Genomic DNA, 11,797 nt, shown 5'->3' with positions numbered 1-11,797 from the left:
GGACGGGGAAGGGCGGAGCCCGGGCTTCGAACTTAGGTTAGCCTAACCTAATTAACTGCGCCTAAACGCATGCCTCGGCGTGACGGCCGTCACTCACGCCTCATTCGCCCGTCACGGACGGTGAGTTGAGGTGTGGTGGGTTCCGGCCCTCAGCCCTGTTCGCGGAGCTGTTCCTCCGTCAGTCCCTGTCGCCAGTAACCGACGAAGGTGACGCGGCGCCGGTCGATGCCGCGCTCGCCCACGAAGTGACGGCGCAACCGCTTGACGCAGCCGGACTCGCCGGCGATCCAGACGTACGGGTGCCGGGCGGACGGCAGCGGGGCCGCGCGAAGCGCGGCGAGGGCGAGGCCGGCCGGGTCCTCGGCCTCGTCCCGGACCAGCCAGGTGATCTCGGCGTCCGCCGCGGTCGTCAGCTCCTGCACGTCCGCGGCGTGCGGCACCTCCAGCCACACGCGGGCGCGGGTGCCGGCCGGCAGGGACTCGACGACGGCCGAGGCGGCGGGGAGTGCGGTCTCGTCGCCCCAGACGACCACCAGGTCGGTGTCCTCGGGCGGCCGGAAGCGGATCGCCCGGTTGTCGGCGACCGCCGGGCCCAGCAGCAGGACGCGGTCGCCGGCGGCGGCGCGGGCGGCCCAGCGGGAGGCGGGGCCCGCCTGCACGACGGCCCCCGGCCCGACACCGTGCAGGACGAAGTCGATGTCGATCTCGTCGGTGTTGCCGAAGGCGTCGCGGCGCAGGTCCCGCAGGGTGTACGAGCGCATCACCGCCCGCACGTCGTCGGGGAGTTCACGCCACGCCTGCCACCATCCGTCCCCCAGCTCGACGGGAACCGCGGGCTCCGCCTGGCCGGGGTGCGGCAGGAACAGCGACAGGGACTGGTCGCGTCCGTCGGAGCGGAAGCCGGCGAGGTCGGGCCCGGCGAAGGTGACCCGGGTCAGAGACGGGCCGAGCCGCCTCGTCCGTACGACCTGGAGGGAGAAGAAACGGAACGGGGCGGCTACGGCAGTCGTCACGGATGGCTCCTGCGAGTCGGGGCGGACGGGGTCAGCTGACCTTCTTCGCGTTCTCGATGGCCTCGGCGAGGTTGTCGAGCAGCGGCGTGCACTTGTCGTAGGACAGGATCGGCTCGGGGGAACGGGCGATGACCTGGCCGGCCTTGACCGCGGGGAGCTGCTTCCAGGTGCCCTCGGTGATGTCGGCGGGCTGGATGGTCGAGGACCGGTCGTCCATGATGATGACGTCGGCCGGGTACTTGTCGACGTTCTCCCAGCTCAGGCTCTCGAACCAGCCGCCGGTCGCCTTCTTGGCCTCCTCGGAGGGCTCGACGAAGTTCACGCCGAGGGCCTTGAAGTACTCCAGGTCGACGGACAGGTTGGTGCCGGAGACGTAGAACAGCTCGGGGCTCGCGGAGCCGGCCAGCACCTTGATCTCGGGCTTGGCCTTGGCGGCGGCGCGCAGCCGGGCCGCCGCCTTGTCGAAGGCCGCCTTGGCGTCGGTGACCTTCTTCGCCTTCATGTCCGCGCCGAGCGACTCGGCCAGCTCCCACATGCGCTGGAGCGGCTGGGTGAGCTGGCGGTCGAAGACCGAGACGGCCACGCTGGGCGCCAGCTTGGCGATCTTGTCCTTGGACTCCTCGGGGACCGACCAGAGGGTGCCCGCGGTGTCGAACGTCGTGCTGGCGAGCAACTCGGGCTGGAGGCCCACGTACTTCTCGACGTCGAGCTTGCCCCACTCGTTGCCGAGGACGGTGACCTTGCTGACGTCCATGTCGCCGGCCTGGACGTCGGGCTTGCCGTCCTTGGTGGTGGTGGGGCCGAAGACGCCCTTGACCTGGACGCCGTAGTCCCACAGCGCGGCGGCGACGCCGGTGAAGGCGACGATGTTCGTCGGGACCTTGTCCAGCTTCACGGTGGTGCCGCGGTCGTCCTTGAAGGTCCAGGGGCCGGCCTTGGCGGCGCCCGTCTGCTCGGCCGAGCCGCCGTTCTTCGCGTCGTCGTCCCCACAGGCGGCGAGCACGGCACCGAGGCCGAGGGCGCCGCCGGCGGCGAGGATTCCGCGACGGGTCAGGTGGGCAGCTCTGGCGTTGGACATGGTGTGGGCCGCTTTCGAACGGGGCGGAACGTCCGCCGGACAATTCGAGGATAGGTTAGCCTAACCTCAGATCTTGTCCAGTGGCCGGGTGCGCCCCACCCCGTCCGGGCGGCCCGTGACCTCAGCTCACCAGGCCCAACTCCCGGGCGATCAGCATCCGCTGGACCTCGCTCGTGCCCTCGCCGATCTCCAGGATCTTGGCGTCCCGCCACATGCGGGCCACCGGGTACTCGTTCATGAAGCCGTAGCCGCCGTGGATCTGGGTGGCGTCCCGGGCGTTGTCCACCGCGACCGTCGACGAGTACAGCTTCGCCAGCGCCGCCTCCTTCTTGAACGGCTCGCCCGACACCAGCCGGGAGGCCGCGTCCCGCCAGGCGAGTCGGGACGTGTGGGCCTTCATCTCCATGTCGGCGATCTTGAACTGGATCGCCTGGTTGGCGCCGATCGGCTTGCCGAAGGCGTGACGTTCCTTCGCGTAGGCGACCGACTCGTCCACGCAGCCCTGCGCGAGACCCGTGCCCAGCGCGGCGATGGCGATCCGGCCCTCGTCCAGGATGCGCAGGAACTGGGCGTAGCCGCGCCCCTGTTCGCCCAGCAGGTTCTCCGCCGGCACCCGGACGTCCGAGAAGGACAGCTCGCGGGTGTCCGACGCGTTCCAGCCGACCTTCGAGTAAGGAGCGGCCACCGTGAAGCCCGGGGTGCCGGACGGGACGATGATCGCCGAGATGAGCGGGCGGCCGTCGGGCTTGCGGCCGGTGACCGCCGTGACGGTCACCAGACCCGTGATGTCCGTGCCCGAGTTGGTGATGAAGCACTTGGTGCCGTTGATCACCCACTCGTTCGTCTCCGCGTCCAGGCGGGCCGTCGTCCGCGTCGCGCCCGCGTCCGAACCGCCGTCGGGCTCGGTCAGGCCGAAGGCGCCGAGGATCTCGCCCGAGCACAGCCCAGGGAGCCAGGTCCGCTTCTGCTCCTCGGTGCCGAACAGGTGGATCGGCATCGCGCCCAGCGAGACACCCGCCTCCAGCGTGATGGCCACCGACGAGTCGACCCGGGCCAGCTCCTCCAGGGCGATGCCGAGGGCCAGGTAGTCGCCGCCCATGCCGCCGTACTCCTCGGGGAACGGCAGGCCGAACAGGCCCATACGGCCCATCTCCCGGACGATCTCGTACGGGAACTCGTGCCGCTCGTAGAAGTCGCCGATCTTGGGTGCCACGACGTCGTGGGCGAACTCCTCGACCGTACGGCGGAGTTCTTCCAGTTCGGGGGAGAGCTTGTGGTCCATGGTCGTTCACTGCTCCTGGTGGGAGAGGGCTCGTACGGTGCGGGACGGGCTGGGTCGGCCCAGTTCGGAGGCCATCCACGCGCTGGTGGCGACGAGGCGGCCGAGGTCGACCCCGGTGTCGATGCCGAGGCCGCGCAGCATCCACACGAGGTCTTCGGTGGCGAGGTTGCCGGTGGCGGACTTGGCGTACGGGCAGCCGCCCAGCCCGCCCGCGGAGGCGTCGACCGTGGTGACGCCGAGCCGCAGCGCGGCCAGGGTGTTGGACAGGGCCTGGCCGTACGTGTCGTGGAAGTGGACGCCGAGCGCCTCCACCGGGACGCCGGCCCCGGTGAGTTCGCGCAGCAGGGCCTCGACGTGACCCGGCGTCGCCACGCCGATCGTGTCGCCCAGGCTCAGCTCGTCGCAGCCCATGTCCAGCAGGGCCCGGCACACCTTCACCACCTGCGGGACCGGGACGGCGCCCTCCCACGGGTCGCCGAAGCACATCGAGAGATAGCCCCGCACATGGACGTCCTGCGCCTTCGCCCGGCTCACCACCGGCTCGAACATCGCCAGCGCCTCGTCCACCGTGCGGTTGAGGTTGGCCTTCGCGAAGGACTCGGTGGCGCTGGCGAAGACCGCGACCCGCCGGGCGCCGAGCGCCAGCGCGCGGTCGAGGCCGCGTTCGTTGGGCACCAGGACCGGGAGGTCGACCGGCAGTCCGGCCACCGCCGGGAACAGCCGCTCCGCGTCGGCCAGCTGGGGCACCCACTTGGGGTGCACGAAGCTGGTCGCCTCGATGGTGGTCAGTCCCGCGTCGGCCAGGCGGCGGACGAACTCCGCCTTCACCTCCGTCGGCACGGTCGCCTGCTCGTTCTGCAGGCCGTCCCGGGCGCCGACCTCGTGGATGCGGACCCGCGCGGGCAGGCCCTCGGCGGGCACGGTCATGGGCAGGTTCAGTTCCGGGGCGTTCATGCCGTCTCCTCCTCCGCCGGTGCGATGACCGCCAGTACCTGGTCCATGGCGACCGTCGTGCCGGGGGACACGTCCAGCTCGGTGACGGTGCCGGCGTGCGGGGCGGAGATGACGTGCTCCATCTTCATCGCCTCCACCACCAGCAGGCTCTGTCCGGCCGTCACCTCGTCGCCGACGGCGACCTTCACCACCGTCACCGTGCCCGGCATGGGTGCGGTGAGCGAGTCGGCGCCCGCGTGGGCGGCACGGGTGAGGGAGGCGGCGACCGGATCGTGGTCGCGCACCTGCCAGGCGTCGCCGTCGCGGCCCAGCCAGGTGCCGTCCGGCAGCGCGGCGAAGGTGTGGGTGACGCCGTCGAGCCGGAACGCGTACCGGTGTCCGTCGCCCGACCGGGTGACCGGCGACGCGGGCTGGGGTCCGTCCGCGCCCTCCGTCAGCAGCTCGGTGCCGCCGTCCGGTGTGCTGCGCACCCGCACGGTGACGGGCTCGCGGCCCGGCACCCGCAGGTGGTGCGCGGTCCACGCCCGCTCCCCGCCCAGCCGCCAGCCGTCCCCGGCGTCGAACGGGTCCGACCAGCCGGTGGCGTCCGCGGCCGGCGTCAGCGATGCCTGGCGCAGCAGCGCCGCCGCCGCGTAGACCTCCGCCGGCACCTCGTCCGGGACGAGCGTGTCCACGTCCCGCTCCACCAGCCCGGTGTCCAGCTCCCCCGCCACCACCGCCGGGTGCGCGAGGAGCCGGCGCAGGAACCCGGCGTTGGTCTGCACGCCGAGCGTCACCGTGTCCGCGAGGGCCGCCCGCAGTTTGCGCAGCGCGGTGGCGCGGTCGGGACCGTACGCGATCACCTTGGACAGCATCGGGTCGTAGAGGCTGCCGACCTCGATGCCCTCGCTGAGCCCGGAGTCGGTGCGGACGCCGTCGCCCTGCGGTTCGTGGAGCCGCAGCACGGTGCCGCCGGAGGGGAGGAAGCCGCGCGAGGGGTCTTCCGCGCACAGCCGGGCCTCGATCGCGTGCCCGGTCAGCCGGACGTCCTCCTGAGCGAACCCGAGCCGCTCGCCCGCCGCGACCCGCAGCTGCCACTCCACCAGGTCCAGGCCCCCCGCGGCGCCGGCCGCACCAATGGATACAGCCAGCTCGGTCACCGGGTGCTCCACCTGGAGGCGGGTGTTCATCTCCATGAAGTAGTACTGCGAGGGGTCACCGCCCGGGACGATGAACTCCACCGTGCCCGCGCCCCGGTAGCCGCAGGAGCGGGCGGCCTGCACGGCCGCCTCGCCCATCGCGGCCCGCGTGGCCTCGTCGAGCAGGACGCTCGGCGCCTCCTCGATGATCTTCTGGTGCCGGCGCTGGAGCGAGCACTCGCGCTCGCCCAGGTGCACGACGTTCCCGTGGCCGTCGGCGAGGACCTGGATCTCGATGTGCCGGGGCCGGTCGATCCACCGCTCCACCAGGAGCGTGTCGTCGCCGAAGGAGGCGCGGGCCTCGCGGCGGGCGGCGGCGATCTCGTCGGCGAGCACGGCGGCGTCCCGCACCAGTCGCATGCCCTTGCCGCCACCGCCGGCCGACGGCTTCAGCAGCACCGGCATCCCGATCTCGCGGGCCGCGTCGGCGAGCTGCTCGTCCGTCAGGCCGCTGCCGCTGGAGCCGGGCACCACCGGCACCCCGGCCGCCTTCACCGTCTCCTTGGCGCGGATCTTGTCGCCCATCAGGGCGATGGCGTCGGCGGACGGCCCGATGAAGACCAGCCCCGCCTCCTCGCAGGCCCGCGCGAAGCCGGCGTTCTCGGCGAGGAAGCCGTATCCCGGGTGCACGGCCTGCGCGCCCGTGCGGGCCGCCGCCCGAAGCAGCCGCTCCACGGACAGATAGCTCTCCGCCGCGGGCGCCGGGCCGATCCGCACCGCCGTGTCGGCCTCCCGCACGTGCCGGGCGTCCGCGTCGGCGTCGGAGAAGACCGCCACCGAGCGCACGCCCAGCGAGCGCAGCGTCCGGATGACACGGACGGCGATCTCACCCCGGTTGGCGACGAGCACGGTGTCGAACATGCGTGAAGCCTCGTGTGTGTTTCCCATGGGTCCCCTCCTCACATCCGGAAGACGCCGAACTGGGGGTCACCCAGTGGCGCGTTGGCACACGCGGTCAGGGCCAGCCCCAGCACCTGCCGGGTGTCGGCGGGCTCGATGACCCCGTCGTCCCACAGGCGGGCGGTCGCGTAGTAAGCGTTCCCCTGATGCTCGTACTGTGCGCGGATCGGCGCCTTGAACGCCTCTTCCTCCTCCGCGGGCCAGTCCTCCCCGCGGCCCTCCAGCTGGTCCCGCTTGACCGTGGCCAGCACGGACGCGGCCTGCTCGCCGCCCATCACGGAGATCTTGGCGTTGGGCCACATCCACAGGAAGCGCGGCGAGTACGCCCGGCCGCACATCGAGTAGTTCCCCGCGCCGTACGACCCGCCGACCACGACCGTCAGCTTCGGCACGCGCGTGCACGCCACCGCCGTCACCATCTTGGCGCCGTGCTTGGCGATGCCGCCCGCCTCGTAGTCCCTGCCGACCATGAAGCCGGAGATGTTCTGGAGGAAGACCAGGGGGATGCCGCGCTGGTCGCACAGCTCGATGAAGTGGGCGCCCTTCTGGGCCGACTCGGAGAACAGGATGCCGTTGTTGGCGACGATCCCCACCGGGTGGCCGTGGATACGGGCGAAGCCGGTGACGAGGGTCTGCCCGAACTCGGACTTGAACTCGGCGAACCGGGAGCCGTCCACCACGCGCGCGATGACCTCGCGGACGTCGTAGGGCGTGCGGGAGTCGACCGGCACCGCGCCGTACAGCCCCTGGGGGTCGATCTTCGGCTCGACGGCGGGCCGCACCTCCCAGGGCAGCGTGCCGCGCGCGGGGAGGGTGGAGACGATGTTCCGCACGATGCGCAGTGCGTGCGCGTCGTCCTCGGCGAGGTGGTCGGTCACGCCCGAGATACGGGAGTGCACCTCGCCGCCGCCCAGCTCCTCCGCGGTCACCACCTCACCGGTGGCGGCCTTCACCAGCGGCGGGCCGCCCAGGAAGATCGTCCCCTGCTCGCGGACGATCACCGCCTCGTCGCTCATCGCCGGGACGTACGCCCCGCCGGCCGTGCAGGACCCGAGCACGGCGGCGATCTGGGGGATGCCGGCGCCCGACATCCGGGCCTGGTTGTAGAAGATCCGCCCGAAGTGCTCGCGGTCGGGGAAGACCTCGTCCTGCATCGGCAGGAAGGCGCCGCCGGAGTCCACGAGGTACAGGCACGGCAGCCGGTTCTCCAGCGCCACCTCCTGCGCCCGCAGGTGCTTCTTCACGGTCATCGGGTAGTACGTGCCGCCCTTGACCGTGGCGTCGTTGGCGACGATCACGCACTCCCGGCCGCTGACCCGGCCGATGCCGGCGATGACGCCGGCCGCCGGGGCCTGGCCGTCGTACAGCCCGTCGGCCGCGAGCGGCGCCAGCTCCAGGAACGGCGAGCCCGCGTCCAGCAGCGTGTCCACGCGGTCGCGCGGCAGCAGCTTGCCGCGCGCGGTGTGCCGGGCCCTGGCCCGCTCCCCGCCGCCGAGCCGGGCCGCCGCCAGCTTGGCGCGCAGCTCCTCCACGAGGACGCGGTGCGCCTCCTCGTTGGCCCGAAAGGCCTCCGACGCGGGATCTGCCGCGCTCGTCAGCTCCGGTGCCTCGTGCATCCTGCGGTCCCCTCACCCAGTGGTCGACCAGTTAATGAGCGTTAACGCATTTCCTTCAGGTTAACGACCGCTAACCTCCCTGTCTAGAATCGATCCCATGACCACCAGAACCGACGCCCCGACCCGCCGCGAGCAGATCCTCAAGGAGGCCGCCCGGCTCTTCGCCGAGCGTGGCTTCCACGGCGTCGGCGTCGACGAGATAGGCGCCGCGGTCGGGATCAGCGGCCCCGGTCTCTACCGCCACTTCCCCGGCAAGGACGCGATGCTCGCCGAGCTGCTGGTCGGGATCAGCGGGCAGCTGCTGACCGGGGCGAAGCGGCGGCTGGCGGAGGCCGAGGGGGTGGCCGGCTCCGGCACGGGCTCCGGCGGCGCGGGTCCCGAGGCGGTCCTCGACTCGCTCATCGAGGGTCACATCGACTTCGCGCTCGACGACCGCCCGCTCATCACCCTGCACGACCGCGAGCTGGACCGCCTCCGGGACGCCGACCGCAAGATGGTGCGGCAGTTGCAGCGGCAGTACGTGGAGCTGTGGGTCGGGGTCCTGCGCGAGGTGTACCCGGCCGTGGCCGAACCGAGCGCCCGCTCGGCGGTCCACTCGGTCTTCGGCCTCCTGAACTCCACCCCGCACCTGGGCCGCCCCGGCTCCCTGCCGGGCCGCGCGGTGACGGCGTCGCTGCTGCACCGGATGGCCCGGGGGGCCTTCGCGGCGGTGGGGGAGGCGGGAGAGTGAGCCGCCGTCCGGTCGCCGGAGTGACGAGGGTTACCCGCCCCCCGCTCTGGACGCCTCTCCCTACCCGCCGGTACGGTGAAGTCTGAGCAAGCGCTTAGACACGTACCCTGGAGGTGGCGCCGTGCGCCGTACGGTGTTCAACGAGGACCACGAGGCGTTCCGGGAGACCCTTCGCGCCTTCATCGAGGCCGAGGTCGTCCCCGTCTACGACGAGTGGTTCGCCGCGGGCCAGGCGCCGCGCGAGTTCTACTACAAGCTCGGTGAGCTGGGCATCTTCGGCATCAACGTGCCCGAGGAGTTCGGCGGCGCCGGCATGGACAGCCACAAGTTCGAGGCCGTCCTCTACGAGGAGACCGCCCGCGCGGGCGTCCAGTTCGGCGGCTCCGGCGTGCACGTGCTGCTCGCCCTGCCCTACATCAACATGCTGGCCACGGACGAGCAGAAGAAGCGCTACCTGCCGAAGTTCGTCACCGGTGAGGAGATGTGGGCCATCGCGATGACCGAGCCGGGCACCGGCTCCGACCTCGCCGGCATGAAGTCCACCGCCAAGCTCTCCGAGGACGGCACCCACTACGTCCTCAACGGCGCCAAGACCTTCATCACCGGCGGCGTCCACGCCGACCGGGTCATCGTCTGCGCCCGCACCGCCGCCCCCACGGCCGAGGACCGCCGCCACGGCATCTCCCTGTTCGCCGTGGACACCAAGTCCGAGGGCTACTCGGTGGGCCGCAAGCTGGACAAGCTGGGCCTGCGCACCTCCGACACCGCCGAGCTCGCCTTCGTCGACGTCAAGGTCCCCGTGGAGGACCTGCTCGGCGAGGAGAACAAGGGCTTCTCCTACCTCGGCCACAACCTGGCCTCCGAGCGCTGGGGCATCGCCTTCGGCGCCTACGCCCAGGCCAAGGCCGCCGTCCGGTTCGCCAAGCAGTACGTGCAGGACCGCACCGTCTTCGGCAAGCCGGTCGCCCACTTCCAGAACACCAAGTTCGAGCTGGCCGCCTGCCAGGCCGAGGTGGACGCCGCCGAGGCCGTCGTCGACCGCGCGACCGAGGCCCTGGACGCCGGCGAGCTCACCCCCGCCGAGGCCGCCAGCGCCAAGCTGTTCTGCACCGAGGTCGCCCACCGCGTCATCGACCGCTGCCTCCAGCTGCACGGCGGCTACGGCTACATGAACGAGTACCCGATCGCCCGCCTGTACGCGGACAACCGCGTCAACCGCATCTACGGCGGCACCAGCGAGATCATGAAGTCGATCATCGCGAAGAACATGGGCCTGTAAACCACAGGACATGAGCGAAGCACTCCAGTCCCTCCTCGATCTGCTCGACCTCGAGCGGATCGAGGAGGACATCTACCGCGGCCACTCCCGCTCCGCCGTCGTCCCCCGGGTCTTCGGCGGGCAGGTGGCCGCCCAGGCCCTGGTGGCCGCCGGGCGCACGGTCCCCGAGGACCGGTTCGCGCACTCCCTGCACGCGTACTTCCTGCGCCCCGGCGACCCCGGCGCGCCCATCGTCTACAACGTCGACCGCCTGCGCGACGGCCGCTCCTTCACCACCCGCCGGGTGGTCGCCGTCCAGCACGGCAAGCCGATCTTCGGCCTGTCGGCGTCCTTCCAGACGTACGAGGAGGGCCTGGACCACCAGGCCCCGATGCCGGCCGCCCCGGACCCGGCGACCCTGCCCACCGGCGAGGAGCGGCTGCGGAGCTACCCGCACCTGCCCGCCGAGACCGTGGAGCGGTTCCTCGAGGCCCGGGCCGCCGTCGACCTGCGCTACGTCGACGACCCGCCGTTCGGGAACTTCGGCGAGCCGCGCGAGCCGCACTCCCAGGTGTGGTTCCGCACCAACGGCAAGCTCGCCGACGATCCGCTCCTGCACGTCGTGCTCGCCACGTACGTCTCCGACATGACCCTCCTCGACTCCGTGCTGCTCGCGCACGGCCGGGGCGGCTGGGCCGTCGGGGACGTCGTCGGGGCCTCGCTGGACCACGCCATGTGGTTCCACCGGCCGTTCCGCGCCGACGAGTGGCTGCTGTACGACCAGCAGTCGCCGTCCGCGTCCGGCGGCCGGGGACTCGGCCAGGCCCGCATCTACACGCAGGACGGGCGGCTCGCGCTCTCGGTCATCCAGGAGGGCGTGGTCCGCGTCCCGCGGGAGCGCTGAGCGGCAGGCCGTGGACACGGGCGGCGGGCACCTCCACGGTGCCCGCCGCCTTCGTCATGCCGTGGCCCGGAGGGGCGTCACCGGCCGAGTCCGGCCTCCGCCAGCAGGTACGCCGTCATCGGGTCGTAGTAGCGCGGGCTGACCACGTGGTCGTCCAGCGGCACGGTGACCTGGACGGTCCCCTCGGACTCGGCGAGGAACAGCGCGGGGTCGTTGCAGTCGGCGTATCCCACGGAGTCGACGCCGTGCTGACCGGCGTAACCGGCCCAGCCGTGGTCGGCGACGACCAGGTCCGGCAGCGGGCGGCCCGCGCGCTCCAGGCCGGTCAGGATGGCCTTCATCGGCTCCCCGGAGTGCGTGTGCCACAACGAGGCACCGTGCTCCAGCACGGCCACGTCCGCGAACTGCTGGACGTAGCCCTCCTCCGTCGTCAGCCCCTCCGGGATCACGACGATCTCGCAGCCGGCGGCGCGCAGCGCGGCGGCCGTGGCGCGGTGCACGTCGAGCAGTCCGCCCGGGTGGCCGGTGGCGAACAGCACCCGCTGCCCGCCGTCCGCGGCCTTGCGCAGCCGTCCGGCCATGCGCTCCAGCGCGGCCACGGTCAGCTCGGGGTCGATGGTGTCCTGGCCGTACCGGTACTCCGGGTCGTCGTTGACGCCGACCCGCTCCGCCATCACCGCGAGCACGTCCTGCTCGTCCGTCCAGCGGTCGCCCAGCTCCAGACCGAGCCAGTAGTTGCGGTCGCCGTTCGCCAGCTTCCGGTAGTGGGAGAGGTTGTTCTCGCGGGGCGTGGCGACGTCGCCCGCGATACGGGTTCTGACGAGGTGTTCGGCGAGTGCGGCGCGGCTGGGTGTCCCGGGTATCGGCATGGCTCCATTGTGTAG

10 protein-coding genes are annotated in these 11,797 nt (G+C 72.0%); 3 read left to right on the top strand and 7 right to left on the bottom strand.

From position 1 onward, the window contains the following. Positions 1 to 149: 149 nt before the first annotated feature. From IEZ05_RS16555 to IEZ05_RS16530, 6 genes are all read right to left on the bottom strand, one after another. On the bottom strand, positions 150 to 1,013 hold the full coding sequence (locus IEZ05_RS16555; RefSeq protein WP_189230882.1) for a siderophore-interacting protein: 864 nt from the start codon (positions 1,011 to 1,013) through the stop codon (positions 150 to 152). A 31-nt stretch (positions 1,014 to 1,044) separates the two neighbouring features. Continuing rightward, positions 1,045 to 2,091 (bottom strand): ABC transporter substrate-binding protein, encoded by a 1,047-nt coding sequence (locus IEZ05_RS16550; RefSeq protein ID WP_189230881.1) that lies wholly within the window; start codon positions 2,089 to 2,091, stop codon positions 1,045 to 1,047. A gap of 121 nt (positions 2,092 to 2,212) precedes the next feature. Next, entirely contained in the window at positions 2,213 to 3,373 is a 1,161-nt protein-coding gene (locus IEZ05_RS16545) for an acyl-CoA dehydrogenase family protein (RefSeq protein ID WP_189230880.1), read from the bottom strand. Between the two features lie 6 nt (positions 3,374 to 3,379). Further along, positions 3,380 to 4,327 carry a hydroxymethylglutaryl-CoA lyase gene (locus IEZ05_RS16540; RefSeq protein ID WP_189230879.1) on the bottom strand — a complete coding sequence of 316 codons (948 nt, stop codon included), beginning with the start codon at positions 4,325 to 4,327 and terminating at the stop codon, positions 3,380 to 3,382. Next, positions 4,324 to 6,366 carry an acetyl-CoA carboxylase biotin carboxylase subunit gene (locus tag IEZ05_RS16535; RefSeq protein WP_189231081.1) on the bottom strand — a complete coding sequence of 681 codons (2,043 nt, stop codon included), beginning with the start codon at positions 6,364 to 6,366 and terminating at the stop codon, positions 4,324 to 4,326. The genes IEZ05_RS16540 and IEZ05_RS16535 overlap by 4 nt, the downstream gene beginning before the upstream one ends. A 38-nt stretch (positions 6,367 to 6,404) precedes the next feature. After that, positions 6,405 to 8,021, bottom strand: coding sequence for a carboxyl transferase domain-containing protein (locus tag IEZ05_RS16530; RefSeq protein WP_189230878.1), 1,617 nt, complete (start codon positions 8,019 to 8,021; stop codon positions 6,405 to 6,407). 97 nt (positions 8,022 to 8,118) lie between these two features. Between IEZ05_RS16530 and IEZ05_RS16525 the strand changes: the two genes are divergently transcribed. From IEZ05_RS16525 to IEZ05_RS16515, 3 genes are all read left to right on the top strand, one after another. Next, positions 8,119 to 8,751 carry an SACE_7040 family transcriptional regulator gene (locus tag IEZ05_RS16525; protein WP_189230877.1) on the top strand — a complete coding sequence of 211 codons (633 nt, stop codon included), beginning with the start codon at positions 8,119 to 8,121 and terminating at the stop codon, positions 8,749 to 8,751. Positions 8,752 to 8,872: 121 nt separating this feature from the next. After that, positions 8,873 to 10,030 (top strand): acyl-CoA dehydrogenase family protein, encoded by a 1,158-nt coding sequence (locus IEZ05_RS16520; protein ID WP_189230876.1) that lies wholly within the window; start codon positions 8,873 to 8,875, stop codon positions 10,028 to 10,030. A gap of 10 nt (positions 10,031 to 10,040) precedes the next feature. Then, positions 10,041 to 10,913 (top strand): acyl-CoA thioesterase, encoded by an 873-nt coding sequence (locus tag IEZ05_RS16515; RefSeq protein ID WP_189230875.1) that lies wholly within the window; start codon positions 10,041 to 10,043, stop codon positions 10,911 to 10,913. Positions 10,914 to 10,990: 77 nt separating this feature from the next. Here the strand turns inward: IEZ05_RS16515 and IEZ05_RS16510 are convergent, their stop codons facing one another. Then, on the bottom strand, positions 10,991 to 11,782 hold the full coding sequence (locus IEZ05_RS16510) for a phosphatase (protein ID WP_189230874.1): 792 nt from the start codon (positions 11,780 to 11,782) through the stop codon (positions 10,991 to 10,993). Between the last annotated feature and the right edge of the window lie 15 nt (positions 11,783 to 11,797).

This window comes from Streptomyces flaveolus (assembly GCF_014648815.1).
Taxonomy (GTDB): Bacteria; Actinomycetota; Actinomycetes; order Streptomycetales; family Streptomycetaceae; genus Streptomyces; species Streptomyces flaveolus.
This window is presented reverse-complemented; position numbering and strand designations above follow the sequence as displayed.